Here is a 13,852-nt window from a genome sequence, read left to right on the forward strand (position 1 = left end):
ATCAGGCGCTGAGCGCCGAGCGCGCGCCATTGGTCCAGGTCAGGAAGTCGCGTTCGCGCATCGGCATCGCGATCGCATAGCCCTGCACGGCGTCGCAGCCGATCACGCGCAGCACATCGGCCTGCTCGCGCGTTTCGACGCCCTCGGCGATCACGCGATGGCCGAGCCCGTGGATCAGGCCGATCACGGCATGGACGATGGCGCGTGCCTGTTCCGAGCTGGTGACGTCGGCGATCATGCTCCGATCGAGCTTCACCTGATCGACCGGCATGTCGCGCAGGCGCGAAAAATTCGAATAGCCCGTCCCGAAATCGTCGATCGCGATCAGTGCGCCTTCGTTGCGCAGCGCCGCCATCTCGCTGAACACCGCCTCACCACAGGTCATGGCCAGTCCTTCGGTGATTTCGAGTTCCAGCATGCGCGGTGTCGCGCCGTGATACGCCAGCCGCTCGCGCAGCCGCCGGAAGAAATCGCGCTGCTCGATCTGGCGCGGGCTGATGTTGATCGCCAGCCGCTGGTCCAGACCGAGCTTCTCCCAGCGTGCGGCAGCGGCGGCCACCGCATCGATCACCCAATCGCCGATCTCGACGATCAGGCTGCTTTCCTCGGCCGTTTCGATGAAAGCGCCCGGCAGCCGCACGCCCTGTTCGGGATGATTCCATCGCAGCAGCGCTTCGGCCGACAGGGTGTTGCCGCTGACCAGTTCGATCTGCGGCTGAAAGACGAGTTCGAAACGCTGTTCGGAGAGCGCGAGCCGCAGGTCCCGCTCCAGGCACAGCTTCTCGTTGAGCGCGTCGGCCAGCGAATCGGTATAGGTCTGGACCTGGGCGCGGCCGCAGGCCTTGGCATGATACATGGCGACGTCGGCCGCCTTCATCAGCGTGGTCAACGAACGGCCATGATCGGGATGGAAAGCGAGGCCGATCGAGGCGCCAACCCGGATCGCATGACCCGACAGGTCGATATCCTCGCCCAGGGCGTAGAGGATACGCTGCGCGACGCGCTGACCGTCTTCCGTCGATGCGATATCGGGCAGGAACATCGTGAATTCGTCGCCGGCAAGCCGACCGATCCGCCCCAGTCCGCCCCGCCCCGGCGAGCCTTCGGCATTCAGCACGGCCCGCAACCGATTCGCCACCTTGGCGAGCAGCTGGTCGCCATGGGCATGGCCGAGCGAGTCGTTGACCGACTTGAAATTGTCGAGATCGACGAACAGCAAGGCCGAGCGCGCATCGGCGGGCAATTCGGTCAGGGTGCGTTCGACGTCGCGGCGGAAATTGGTCCGATTGGCGAGCGTCGTCACCGGATCGTACATGGCGAGATTGTGGATGCTGTCGAAGGTCGAGCGCGTCTCGGTGAACAGCGCGTCCATGCTGTCGGCCAGTTCGGGCAGGAATTCGCGCACCTCGGACGGCGTGCGCGATTCGAAATCGCCATGGGCCGCCTGCGCCAGCCGCTTGATCGCACTGTCGACTGCCGCGGCGACCGAAGCGAGTGCGCGATCCGCGGACGCCCAGCTCATCGCCGCGCAGACGATCGCAACGACCAGCGCGTTCGCCGCCGTGGCGCTGTTGGCGCCGTGCATGGCACCGCTTCCGCCTGCCAGGATGGCAAGGATGAAGGATCCCGCACCGACGCACATCGCGAACGCAATGGCCCGACTTTTAAGCGAAATCCCTTCCATCATGCTCCCGCGGCAGGTGACACCGAAACCTCCAATCCAGCGAATTGGATTAATGTTTCTTGTCACGACTCCGTAAAGATTGGCTTTACGATGTCGTTCTGTCGCGTTTCAGGATGATGTAGAGCGCCCCGTTTCCGCCATGGCGGGGATGCGCGTTCCGGATCGCGGCAATGCGATCGGCATGGCGCGACGATGCCAGCCAGTCGCCCACCGCTCCCCGGATCGCACCGCGGCCGCGCCGGTCGCCGCGCGGCGGCTTGCCCGTCACCAGCAGGATCATCCGGGTTCCGCGCGAAACCGCGCGTGCCAGGCTCGTATCGAGCAATCGCCACGCAGAATCGAGCGTGTGACCGTGCAGGTCCACCGTCATCTCAGGATCCACCACGCCGCGTTGCAGCCGTCGATCCCAGCCGCCGTCCAGCGTGTTGGCGGCTGGTGCGGTGCGCGCATCCTTGATGGAGGGAGGCTTGGCAACTGCCGCGGGCGTCGGTTTCGGACGGTCCGGCGCCGGATGAACCGGCGGATCGAGCGGACGAATGGGTGCCGGCCGCCCATCGAGCGGCGTCACGCTGGCGATCACGCGCGCCCAGAGCGCGCGCTCGTCAGCGCCGAGCCGCCGCCCCGCCACCGGGTGCCGCCTCCGCAAGCCGCGCCAGCGTGCCGACGGGCAGCAGCAGGAACGCGGTCCCCCGGCCGGACATGCCGCCCGCGATCGCCCGCGCTTCGGCACCCGCACCCCAGAATGTATCGATGCGATTGGCGCCCTTGATCGCGCCGCCCGTATCCTGCGCCACCCAGATACCCGCGGTTTCCGCGCGATCGAGCGAAAGGAAAACGGGGGCGCCCAAAGGCACATAGGCGGGATCGGCAGCCACGCTCGCACGCCCGCTCACCGGAAGACCCATCGCGCCGAGCGGCCCGGGACCGGTCAGTTCGCGGAAAAAGACGAAACTCTTATTCTCGCGCATCGCCGCCTGCCCCTTGGCGGGGTCGGCGCGCAGATAGGCCATGATGCCCTGCATCGATCCCTGGCCGCGCGGGATCTCGCCCCGGTCGATCAGCAGCTTGCCGATCCCGGTATAATCGCGCCCGTTCTGATTGTCGTAACCGATGCGCATCACGCCGCCATCGGGCAGGAGCAGCCGGCCGGATCCCTGGATCTGGAGAAAGAAGAATTCGACGGGATCGGCGGCCCAGGCGATCTCCAGGCCCCGGCCAGCCAGTGCGCCTTCCTCGATCTGGGTGCGGTCATAATAGGGAACGAACGCATTGCGGTCGACGCGTCCGCGGATACGCTTGCCTTTCAGCGCCTCGTTGAACAGGCTGAGATCGACGTCGATCAGATCGGCCGGACGGCGATAGACCGGCACTTCATATCCAGAGCGCCGCTCACGCGAGCCGCGAATCTCAGGTTCGAAATAGCCGGTGGCATGGGCGGCACCGGTGCCGACCTGTACCGTCTCGAAATAGCGGCGAAAGAAACCGGCGGCGTCGTTGTTCGACCAGCCCGTGGCGGCTGCGCATGCGGGTGCCCAGTCGCTACCACGGGTCAGTCCGCTCGCATCGGTCCGCCGCTGGACGGACGGGCACGAAATACGGAAGGCGGCGAGCGCACGACGCGCCTGGGCTTCGCCGATCTCGAGCTTGGCGATGGGGGTACCGGCAACGACGCCCTGGCTGCGCGCATTGGCGGCATCGGCGGGCGGCGGCGCGGCGGGCATCGCCGCAATCGGTGTCGCGGGCTGCGGCCGCGCCGCCCGCTCCGGCTGAGCTTGCGTTCCGGACTGGGCTGGGCGGTTCGGTTGCGGCCGCGCCGGCGCATTCGCCGACGGCGGCACGATGGCCCCCGAGCAGGCAGCCAGCGTCAATACGGCGAGTATCGCCGTCCCCCGCCATATCGCCATGATCAGGCGGCCTCGTCGGTGTCGGTCAGGATCCAGTTGGGATCGTTCGAACGCAGATTGCGGCTGAATGTCCAGACATCATGCGTTGGAACGGCGTCGCTCAGCGATCCGGCGATGACGTTGCCGTCGAGATCGCGCGTCACCGCAGCGATGTCGGCATCGAAGCGTACGGTAACGGAGGCGGTCTGCCCCTGAACCTCTGCGTCCGAGATTATTGCGTTCTCGATCAGGACCAGGCGATTGTCGAGCACCTGGCCCGCCGCCTTGCGATCGGCGATCGCTTCCGCAAAAGCGGCCCGGACGTCGTCGCCGACAAGCTCGCCGAGAGTCTCTTCATCGCCCGACCAATAGGCCTCCAGCACCATGCGATAGGCCGCCTTGGCACCTTCGACGAAACGGGTGGGTTCGAACTGGGAATCGAGCGCGGCGATCGCGCGGACACCACGGATCGCGGCGGGGCCGACAGCGGGATCGCCCACAACGCGGGCTTCGGGACTGATGTCGGGAACGGGCGCATTGGCCCGTGCCGGGGCGATGCGCTCGTCCGCGGTGCGCGGCAGCGGCTGCTGCTCATGGCCAGTGCGCTTGCCCAGCACGGCATAGAGCCGGAAAGCCAGGAAGAGCGTTACCAAGGCAAGAATGACAACCGTTACCACAAAACCTCCGATCGCGCGTCAACACCCTACATAGGCGCATGACGCGCGTGTTTCAAATCGTCGACTGAGAAGTGTGTTCCGCACCACCCGGCATTGCCCTTCCCGGCAGCGCCTGCTAGCGCGCGCGGCATCTTTTCAAGGTATCGAGGACAAATCCGGACATGGCCGAAGAAGAAGGCGCGACGATCCCGAACGAGCCGCTGGCGAACGGCGAGGACACCCTCCCCCAGGTCGGCGTCATTTCGCAATATGTGAAGGATTTCTCGTTCGAGAATCCCAATTCGCCCGCAGTCTATCAGTGGGCGGGCCAGCCCAAGATCGACATCCAGTTCAACATCGGCGCCAATCAGGTCGGTGAGGACGTCCATGAGGTCGTGCTCAAGATCGATGCCCGCGCCGAGGCCGAGGACGGACAGGTCGCCTTCCAGGTCGAATTGTCCTATGCCGGGCTCTTCGGACTGCGCAACATTCCCGAGGATCAGCTTCAGCCCTTCCTGCTTGCCGAAGCGCCGCGAATCCTGTTCCCCTTCGCCCGCCGGATTCTGGCGGACGCGGTGCGCGACGGCGGCTTCCCGCCGCTGATGCTGGAGCCGATCGACTTTGGCGGTCTCTATCTGAGCCAGATCCAGGCACAGAGCGATCTCGCCACCGTGGAAACCGGCGGCCAGGCCTGATCCGGGCCATAGGAGGAGCGTGACGTGAACCTCCTCAAATCGATGGGCACCATCGGCGGACTGACCATGGTCAGTCGCGTCTTCGGCTTCGCGCGCGAAATGCTGATGTCGCGCATCATGGGCGCGAGCGGCGCAGCCGACGCGTTCCTGGTGGCGTTCCGCCTGCCCAACACCTTTCGCCGCCTGTTCGGCGAAGGCGCCTTTTCCGCCGGTTTCGTGCCGCTGTTCAGTCAGCGCTTCCACGGACCCGGCGGCATGGCGGACGCCAAGCGCTTCTCCGAGGAGGTGCTGGCCTTCTTCGTGCCCGCTCTGCTCGTCTTCACGCTCGTCTTCGAAGTGGCGATGCCGCTGTTCGTCTGGGCGATCGCGTCGGGCTATGCCGACGAACCCGAGAAATTCGCGCTCACCGTGTTCCTCAGCCGGATCACCTTCCCCTATCTGCTGCTGATCAGCCTGGTGTCCTTCTTTTCGGGCATCCTCAATTCGCTGACGAAATTCGCGGCCGCCGCCTTCGCGCCGGCATTGCTCAACGTCGCGATGCTGATCGCACTGCTCATCGTCCCGACCGGCGGGGTACGCAGCGCCACCGCGCTTGCGGTCGGCGTCACCGTGGGCGGCGTGCTCCAGCTCATCCTGCTGTGGCATGGCGCGCGCAAGGCGGGCGTTTCGCTGACATTGCGCAAGCCGCGGATGACGCCCGATGTACGGCAATTCTTCGTCGTGGTGATCCCCGCGACGCTTGGCGCGGGCGTCTATCAGATCAGCCAGCTTATCGACACCTTCTTCGCCACCCGGCTTCCCGAAGGTTCGATGAGCTATCTCAACTATTCGGACCGCCTGAACCAGCTGCCTTTGTCGGTGATCGGCACCGCGCTGGGCACCGCGATCCTGCCGCATATCAGCCGCTTCATCAGCCAGGGCAATCCCGGAGAGGCGGCCAAGGTCCAGGGTCAGGCAGTCGATCTTTCGATGCTGCTGTGTCTGCCCGCCGCCATCGCGCTCGGCGTCGTGGCGCCGGCGCTGGTTGCGGCCCTGTTCCAGGGCGGCCGCTTCACCGCCCATGACGCGATGATCACCGGCAACGTGCTCGCGCTCATCGCATCGGGCTTGCCCGCCTATGTCCTGGTCAAGGTCATCACGCCCGGCTTCTATGCACGCGGCGATACCAAGACTCCGGTCAAGACAGCGGTGATCGTGCTCGTCGCGAATGTGGTGCTCAATTTCGCGCTGATCCCACCCTTTGGCATCTACGGTCTCGCCATGGCGATTTCGGGCTGTTCCTGGCTCAATGCGATCATGCTCTACGCGATCCTCAGCCGCCGGGGCCACTTCCGCATCGAAGGCTGGCTGTGGAGCCGCATCGCCCGGCAATTGCTGGCGGGCGCGATCATGGCGGCGGCGTTGTGGGGCATGCGCATGCTGTTGCAGGACTGGTTCGCCGGATCGGTCGTCCAGCGCCTCATTGGCGTGATCGGCCTGTGTGGCGTCGGTGGTCTTGTCTATTTCGTCACCGCCTTCGTCGTTGGCGGCATCGACCGCAACGCGATCCTCGTTCTCCTCCGCAAGAAGAAAGCTGTCTGATGCGCGTCCTTTCGGGAATCCAGACCACCGGAAACCTCCACCTCGGCAATTATCTGGGCGCGATCAAGAATTGGGTGAAGATGCAAGACGAGGCCGAATGCCTCTATTTCCTCGCCGATCTCCACGCGATCTCGATCTACAACGATCCCGCCGAACTGACGCGCAACACGCGCGACATGGCGGCAGCGCTGATCGCGTCGGGCATCGACCCCAAGCGTTCGACGCTGTTCAACCAGGCGCAGGTGCCCGCGCACCCCGAACTTGCCTGGCTGCTCAACGGCACCGCACGGATCGGCTGGCTCAACCGCATGACCCAGTTCAAGGAGAAATCGGGCAAGAATCGCGACAGCGCCAGCGCCGCGCTCTACGTCTATCCCGTACTCCAGGCGGCCGACATCCTGCTCTATCAATCGACCCATGTGCCCGTGGGCGAGGATCAGCGTCAGCATCTCGAGCTGACGCGCGACATCGCGATCAAGTTCAACCAGGATTTCGGACGCGAGGTCTTCACCATCCCCGACGCCTATATTCCCAAGACCGCGGCACGGATCATGTCGCTGCGCGACGGCACCGCCAAGATGTCCAAGTCCGATCCGTCGGACATGAGCCGGATCAACCTGGCCGACGACACCGACATGATCGCGCAGAAGGTCCGCAAGGCCAAGACCGATCCCGAGCCGTTGCCCGACAATGAGGCCGCACTGGCGGAACGCCCGGAAGCCCGCAACCTGGTCAATATCTATGCCACGCTGGCCGACACGACGCCCGAGGCCGTACTCGCCGATTATGCCGGCCAGGGCTTCGGCCAGTTCAAGCCAGCGCTGGCCGATCTGATGGTTTCCGTGCTCGGCCCGATCACCGCGCGCTACAATGAATTGCGCGCCGATCCCGCTCAGCTCGACGCCTATCTTTCGCTCGGCGCGGAAAAGGCCCGGACGCTTGCCCAACCGACGCTCGATGCCGCGTATGACGCGCTAGGACTGGTCAGGGGCAGGTGAACGGACATGCGCGACATCGGCCCGGTCAGGCACGGACGAACCGTGCAACCCCATCGATGGGCTGTGCGTTCAATTGCTATTCATGCGGTTTGACATAAACGTCTACGTCACTGAAACATTGAATGGTTTCACCCCGAAGGGTCAAGGTCATGTCTATCGTCCGTAAAATCGCGTTGGCGGCTGCACCGATCGCTCTGCTTGCGCTCGGCGGCTGCGCCACCGGGCTCACCTCCAACGTCACCCGTTTCCAGCAGATGCCGGCCCCGCAGGGCCAGACTTTCGCGATCGTGGCGCGCGATCCCGTGCTGCAGGACAGCCTGGAATTCGCGCAATATGCGCGCCTCGTCGAAGCGCGGCTGGCCCAGCAGGGCTATGCCCGCGCCGAATCGCCGGCAAGCGCCAGCCTGCTGGTCAAGCTCGACTATGGCGTCGACAAGGGCCGCGAGAAGATCCGCAGTTCGCCCTTCGCCTATGGCTCGGGCTGGAATCGTGACCCCTTCTACTGGGGCCCCTATCGTCGCTGGGGCCGTGGCGGCTTCATCTACGGATTCCATGATCCGTTCCTGTTCGGCGGCTATGGCTATAACGATGTCGAGAGCTACACGGTCTATACCGCCGATCTCGACATGGTGATCGAGCGCCGCAGCGGCGAACGCGTGTTCGAAGGCGAGGCCAAGGCCCAGTCGCGCAGCGACGACCTGACCTATCTCGTCCCCAACCTCGTCGAGGCGATGTTCACGGGCTTCCCGGGCAATTCGGGCGAGACGATGCGCATCACCGTTCCGCCCCCGCCAAAGAGCTGATCGGCCCGAACATATCCCTGATCTGAAACAGGGCGCCATGCCAACCCGGCAGAACCGGGACGGCGTGGCGCCCTTTCTGTTTTCATATCGGAAGCGCGTGTCCGATCGACAGCAACCGCGGCTGCAGACTGTCCCGCAAAGCCGAGCATCATTGTGAGAGGCGAAGCGCGCACTGGCAGACGGTAAAAGGGCTGGTGATGACGCGGATTTCAGCGCCGGGCCGCGGATGTGCCCGGCGGATCGCGTCTCAGCTTTCCAGTTCGCGGATCAGCGAACGGACGTCCTTGTCGATGTCGGCATCGCTTTCGCGCAGCTTCTCGATCTGCCGGACCGCGTAGATCACCGTGGTATGGTCGCGGCCGCCGAATTTGCGTCCGATCTCGGGCAGCGAGCGCGGCGTCATCCGCTTCGCCAGATACATCGCGATCTGGCGCGGCCGCGCAACGGCACGCGCGCGCCGGGCGGAGACCATATCGTTCTGGCGTATATTGAAATGCGCACAGACCCGGCGCTGAATCTCGTCGATCGTCACCCGGCGCTGGCTGGCCTGAAGCACGTCGACCAGCACTTCCTGTGCGAAATCGACGTCGATCGGACGGCCGTTGAGCTGGCCATAGGCGACGACCCGGTTGAGCGCGCCTTCCATCTCGCGGATGTTGCTCGCGATGCGGTGCGCCAGCATCTCGATGACCTCGCCGGGAATGGCGACGCCTTCGACCGTGGCGGCCTTGCGCTGCAGGATTGCCAGCCGCAGGGCGTGATCCGCCGGCTTGATATCCGCAACCAGCCCCATCGACAGGCGAGAGAGGATGCGCCCCTCAATGCCTTCGAGCGCCTGGGGTGAGCGATCGGCGCCGATCACCAGCCGACGGCCGCTCGTCATGATCTCATTGACGGTGTGGAGGAACTCCTCCTGCGTCGATCCCTTGCCGGCGATGAACTGGATATCGTCGATCATCAGCAGGTCCGCAGACCGGAGTCGCGCCTTGAACGCCAGCGTGTCCTTGGCGCGCATCGCCGAGACGAACTCGACCATGAACTTCTCGGCGGACATGTAGAGCACGTTTGCCTGAGGGTTATGGCGGCGAAACGCATGGCCGATCGCATGCATCAGGTGGGTCTTGCCCTGCCCGGTCCCACCATGGATGAAGAGCGGATTGAACAGGACCGCGCCACCTTCGCCGAGCGTACGTGCCGCATTCGCGGCAAGCGCGTTGGCATCTCCCGACACGAAATTCTCGAAGGTGAAGCGCGGATCGAGCAGAGAGCCCGCAACGGTCGGCGCAAGAGCCTCGGGCACAGCCTCCGGCTCGGCCTGATCACTGCCCTCACCCGCTTCGGCCGACATCGCATAGACTGGCCGCGACTCGCCGTCGTCGGCGACGATCTCGACGCTCCGGACGCCGCACCCGACCGCGCGCCAGGCAAGCGTCAGCCGCTCCGCAAAATGCGACTCGACCCAGCGGGCCATGAAGGCAGAGGGCAGCACGAGTTCGACCGTGGCGTCGGCGGCGCGGAAGCGGCCAAGACCGATCGGCTTCAGCCAATGGTCGAACGTCCGCACGCCGCAGTCCCGGCGAAGGCCTGTACGGACAGCTTCCCACGCCTGAGTCAGCGTCGCGCTCTCCATCGCCAGTCCATCACCCCCCAACACCATTATGTCTAAGCCCTAACCCTTTCCTGCAGGTCGCCCCGCTTGTTCACCCGCACAGCGATCCCACGGCCGGAACGACTGGTCGCGGCGCGGAGAACGCTGAGGTGTGCTGCTCCGGCAACCGATTCGATTGCCGGCAAGAGGGGTTTTGTGAGACGGACTCGGTCCGGGATCAAGGCCGTGAATGTCAAAAATTTGAAATAAACACGCTTGACGGCGGAAATCCGACATCTCTCAGATATCGTTGATTTTCAACAGCTTAATAAAAGTTGCCGAATCGTAACTACCGCGAATCGCGGGAAAAGCTGGCATGACAATCGCGTGACAGAAAAATGAAAAAAGCCCGCCGGCATCGCTGCCGGCGGGCTTCCGAACCCTGAAAGCGAAAACGACTCAGCCGAGAGCGGCGACTCGCTTCGTCAGACGCGCGAACTTGCGCGACGCGGTGTTCTTGTGAAGCACGCCCTTGGCAACGCCGCGAGCCAGCTCGGGCTGCGCAGCGGCGAGCGCGTTGGCTGCATCTGCCTTGACGCCGGATTCGAGCGCAGCTTCCACTTTCTTGATGAAAGTACGGATGCGACCGATGCGGTTGCCGTTGACCTCAGCGCGACGATCGTTGCGGCGGATGCGCTTTTTTGCCTGCGGCGTGTTCGCCATTTTGTGATGCCTCTGCTTCTCGAAAAAACAAGGCGCGGGGTTGCCCGCGCCCGGAAAGCGGCTCCCTTAGTCAGGTTTCCGCAAATCGTCAACCGCTCAGCGCTGGCATTTCGCGCAGAAAAAGGTCGATCGTCCACTGTCGACGCGACGCTCTACCGGCTTGCCGCATGTGGGGCAATCCAGTCCCTCGCGCCCATAAACGCGCCATTGCTTGAAGAAATAGCCAAGCTCGCCATCGGGCCGCACAAAATCCCGCAATGTCGATCCGCCGGCCTCGATCGCGGACGCCAGCACCGCCTTGATCGCGGCGACCAGCGGATCGAGTCGTTTGCGCGTGATCCGCCCTCCGGGCGTGACCGGCGAGATTCCGGCGATGTGCAGCGCCTCGCACACATAGATGTTGCCGAGACCAGCAACGACTCGCTGATCGAGCAGCAGTGCCTTGACCGGCGCGATCCGATTCTCGAACGCATCGGCCAGATGTGCAGCGTCGAACACATCATCCAGCGGCTCCGGCCCCAGCGCCGCGAACGGCGCGAACACCGAAAGCGCCGCGGTCTCGACCAGATCGAGCGAACCGAATCGTCGCGGATCGTTGAGCGCCAACCTGCGCCCGCCTGCGGTCTCGATCACCAGATGGTCGTGGGTTCCGATCTCTTCCGGATCGACGCGCCACCGCCCCGACATGCCCAGATGGAAGATCAGCGTATCGCCTCGGTCGGTGTCGATCAGCCCGTATTTGGCGCGCCGCCCAAGCCCCGTCACGCGCGCACCGGTCAGCCGCTGACGAAGGTCGGGCGGGATCGCGCGGCGCAGATCCGCACGGCGGGGCTCGACACGCGTCAGCTCCGCGCCGTCCAGCACGGAGCGGAGGCCGCGGACAGTGGTCTCGACTTCTGGAAGCTCTGGCATCGCCCTCGCTTAACAGCCTTTGCCCCACCAACAAGTCTTAGCTAGAGGATGGCCCATGACCGACACCGTCTCCTTCGGCTATGAGGATATCGCCCCCGACGAAAAGACCGCGCGTGTCCGCGGCGTCTTTTCGAGCGTCGCCTCCAGCTACGACATCATGAACGACGCCATGTCCGGCGGCATGCACCGGCTGTGGAAGGATCGCTTCGTCCGCCGCGTGAAACCCCGCGCCGGCGAGCGCATCCTCGATGTCGCGGGCGGTACCGGCGATATCGCGTTCCGCATGGCGCCGTCCGGCGCCGACATCACCGTGTCGGACATCAATCCGGAAATGCTGGCCGTCGGCATGGAACGCGCGGCCAAGCGCGGCATCGAAGGGCTGATCTGGCAGGAGGAGAATGCCGAGCAGTTGAGCTTCGCGGATTCGAGCTTCGACGCCTATACCATCGCCTTCGGCATCCGGAACGTGACCCGGATCCAGCAGGCGCTGGGCGATGCGCATCGCGTGCTCAAGCGCGGCGGGCGATTCTTCTGCCTGGAATTCTCGACGACACTCTGGCCCGGCTTCGCCGAAATCTACGATGCCTATTCGCACAAGCTCGTCCCCAAGCTCGGCAAGGCGCTGGCGAAGGACGAAGACAGCTATCGCTACCTGATCGAATCGATCCGCCGCTTTCCCGATATGAAGACATTCGAGGGCATGATCGCCAAGGCCGGCTTCGTGCAGACGCGTGTCGAGCCGCTGCTCGGCGGGCTGGTCGCCATTCATAGCGGCTGGAAGATTTGACCCATCCCATCGTCCATTCCTGGCGCCTCTGGAAATGGGGGCGCACACTGGCGCGCCACGGCGCGCTGACGGGTATCGAGCACGATGCGCTGACACCGCCGCGCGTGCGCTGGCTCATCCGCTTCCTTCGCCTGGGCACGCGCGTGCCGAAACAGCCGCGCTATGCCGATGCATTCCAGGCGATCGGCCCGGCCGCGATCAAGCTCGGCCAGTCGCTCGCGACCCGCCCCGACCTGGTCGGCGAGGTCGCCGCCAACGACCTGTTCCGCCTTCAGGATGCGCTGCCCCCTGCCCCGTTCGAGCAGATCCGGGCCAGCATCGAGACCGCGCTGGGGAAGCCGATCGAGACGCTGTTCCAGTCGATCGACCCCGATCCCGTCGGCGCGGCATCGATCGCCCAGGTCCACAAGGCCATCACCACCGATGGCCGCGTCGTGGCGGTCAAGGTGTTGCGCCCCGGCATCGAGGATGATTTCGCCGCCGCGATCGAGACTTATGAATGGGCGGCCGCGCAGGCCGAGGCATTCGGCGGCGAGATCGCACGGCTGCGCCCGCGGCTCGTCATCGCCACCTTCCGCCAATGGACGTTGCGCGAACTCGACCTGCGGCGCGAAGCGGCCTCCGCTTCCGAACTGTCCGAGGCGATGGCGGCCGAACCGGGCTATCATATCCCGGCGATCGACTGGCAGCGTACCGCGCGCCGCGTGATGACGCTGGAATGGCTCGACGGCATCAAGCTGTCCAAGCGCGACGCGCTGATCGAGGCCGGCCATGATCCCGCGGTGCTGGCCGCGCGCCTCGTCCGGGCCTTTCTGCGCCAGGCGATCGCCGAAGGTTTCTTCCACGCCGATCTCCATCAGGGCAATCTGTTCGCGCTGCCCAATGGCGATCTCGCCGCGATCGATTTCGGCATCATGGGGCGGATCAACCGCCAGGCGCGGATGTGGCTCGCCGAGATCCTCTATGGCCTGCTGACCGGCAATTACCGCCGCGTCGCGGAGATCCATTTCGAAGCGGGCTATGTGCCGCCGCACCACAATGTCGACGAATTCACCACGGCATTGCGCGCGGTGGGGGAACCGATTCGTGGCCTGCCGGTCAAGGATGTGTCGATCGGGCAGATGCTCGACGGGCTGTTCGCGATCACGCGCGATTTCGACATGCAGACCCAGCCGCATCTGCTGCTGCTCCAGAAGACGATGGTGATGGTCGAGGGTGTCGCACAGACGCTCGATCCCGACATCAACATGTGGGACGTGTCCGGCCCGTTCGTGAAGGAATGGCTGCGCACCGAATTGGGCCCTGAGGCGCAGATCGCCGACCGGCTGATTCTGGACTTCCGCACGCTGCGCGGCCTGCCCGACCTGATCCGCCGGATCGAAGCGCAATATCCCAAGCCCGGCGCGGCGCCCCCGCCCCCACCGCTGCGCGAGGTTGAAGTGATCCGCATCGGCGGCGGCTGGCGCTACGCGGCCACCGCAATCCTCGCGGCCGGGCTGGGCGCGGCCGCGATGGCGCTTTTCGGCTGAGACATTTTTCCGA

The 13,852-nt window shown here is 65.0% G+C and carries 13 protein-coding genes; 6 read left to right on the forward strand and 7 right to left on the reverse strand.

The window, feature by feature from the left end; translation table 11 throughout:
- Position 1: 1 nt before the first annotated feature.
- The 4 genes from AC3WN8_RS23200 to AC3WN8_RS23215 all read right to left on the reverse strand — a co-directional run bounded on the left by AC3WN8_RS23200 (position 2) and on the right by AC3WN8_RS23215 (position 4,244).
- On the reverse strand, positions 2 to 1,684 hold the full coding sequence (locus AC3WN8_RS23200) for a putative bifunctional diguanylate cyclase/phosphodiesterase (protein WP_492671862.1): 1,683 nt from the start codon (positions 1,682 to 1,684) through the stop codon (positions 2 to 4).
- An 85-nt stretch (positions 1,685 to 1,769) separates the two neighbouring features.
- Positions 1,770 to 2,312 carry a Smr/MutS family protein gene (locus tag AC3WN8_RS23205; protein WP_492671863.1) on the reverse strand — a complete coding sequence of 181 codons (543 nt, stop codon included), beginning with the start codon at positions 2,310 to 2,312 and terminating at the stop codon, positions 1,770 to 1,772.
- On the reverse strand, positions 2,287 to 3,588 hold the full coding sequence (gene mltA / locus AC3WN8_RS23210) for a murein transglycosylase A (protein WP_492671864.1): 1,302 nt from the start codon (positions 3,586 to 3,588) through the stop codon (positions 2,287 to 2,289). Before mltA ends, AC3WN8_RS23205 begins: the two co-directional genes overlap by 26 nt.
- A 2-nt stretch (positions 3,589 to 3,590) precedes the next feature.
- Complete coding sequence (locus tag AC3WN8_RS23215; RefSeq protein WP_492671865.1) at positions 3,591 to 4,244, reverse strand: Tim44/TimA family putative adaptor protein; 654 nt, start codon at positions 4,242 to 4,244, stop codon at positions 3,591 to 3,593.
- A gap of 161 nt (positions 4,245 to 4,405) precedes the next feature.
- Here AC3WN8_RS23215 and secB point away from each other — a divergent pair, with 161 nt between their 5' ends.
- From secB to AC3WN8_RS23235, 4 genes are all read left to right on the forward strand, one after another.
- Positions 4,406 to 4,918, forward strand: a complete 513-nt coding sequence (gene secB / locus AC3WN8_RS23220) for a protein-export chaperone SecB (protein WP_492671866.1) — start codon at positions 4,406 to 4,408, stop codon at positions 4,916 to 4,918.
- Positions 4,919 to 4,942: 24 nt separating this feature from the next.
- Positions 4,943 to 6,499, forward strand: a complete 1,557-nt coding sequence (gene murJ, locus AC3WN8_RS23225) for a murein biosynthesis integral membrane protein MurJ (protein WP_492671867.1) — start codon at positions 4,943 to 4,945, stop codon at positions 6,497 to 6,499.
- Positions 6,499 to 7,497 carry a tryptophan--tRNA ligase gene (trpS, locus tag AC3WN8_RS23230; protein ID WP_492671868.1) on the forward strand — a complete coding sequence of 333 codons (999 nt, stop codon included), beginning with the start codon at positions 6,499 to 6,501 and terminating at the stop codon, positions 7,495 to 7,497. Before murJ ends, trpS begins: the two co-directional genes overlap by 1 nt.
- A 149-nt stretch (positions 7,498 to 7,646) precedes the next feature.
- Positions 7,647 to 8,300 (forward strand): DUF4136 domain-containing protein, encoded by a 654-nt coding sequence (locus AC3WN8_RS23235; protein WP_492671869.1) that lies wholly within the window; start codon positions 7,647 to 7,649, stop codon positions 8,298 to 8,300.
- A 247-nt stretch (positions 8,301 to 8,547) separates the two neighbouring features.
- On the opposite strand, the gene dnaA is transcribed toward AC3WN8_RS23235, so the two are convergent.
- The 3 genes from dnaA to mutM form a co-directional block, all read right to left on the reverse strand.
- Positions 8,548 to 9,957 (reverse strand): chromosomal replication initiator protein DnaA, encoded by a 1,410-nt coding sequence (gene dnaA, locus AC3WN8_RS23240; RefSeq protein ID WP_492671870.1) that lies wholly within the window; start codon positions 9,955 to 9,957, stop codon positions 8,548 to 8,550.
- Between the two features lie 390 nt (positions 9,958 to 10,347).
- Positions 10,348 to 10,611: a 30S ribosomal protein S20 gene (gene rpsT, locus AC3WN8_RS23245; RefSeq protein WP_492671871.1), complete on the reverse strand. Its 264-nt coding sequence runs from the start codon at positions 10,609 to 10,611 to the stop codon at positions 10,348 to 10,350.
- A gap of 96 nt (positions 10,612 to 10,707) precedes the next feature.
- A complete protein-coding gene (gene mutM, locus AC3WN8_RS23250) occupies positions 10,708 to 11,523 on the reverse strand; it encodes a bifunctional DNA-formamidopyrimidine glycosylase/DNA-(apurinic or apyrimidinic site) lyase (RefSeq protein ID WP_492671872.1) in 816 nt (271 codons plus the stop codon).
- 55 nt (positions 11,524 to 11,578) lie between these two features.
- Between mutM and AC3WN8_RS23255 the strand changes: the two genes are divergently transcribed.
- Both AC3WN8_RS23255 and ubiB read left to right on the forward strand, forming a co-directional pair.
- Positions 11,579 to 12,310 (forward strand): class I SAM-dependent methyltransferase, encoded by a 732-nt coding sequence (locus AC3WN8_RS23255; protein ID WP_492671873.1) that lies wholly within the window; start codon positions 11,579 to 11,581, stop codon positions 12,308 to 12,310.
- Positions 12,307 to 13,839, forward strand: a complete 1,533-nt coding sequence (ubiB, locus tag AC3WN8_RS23260; protein ID WP_492671874.1) for a 2-polyprenylphenol 6-hydroxylase — start codon at positions 12,307 to 12,309, stop codon at positions 13,837 to 13,839. Before AC3WN8_RS23255 ends, ubiB begins: the two co-directional genes overlap by 4 nt.
- Positions 13,840 to 13,852: the final 13 nt, after the last annotated feature.

The organism is Sphingobium sp. FW305-3-2-15-F-TSA7 (assembly GCF_058787155.1).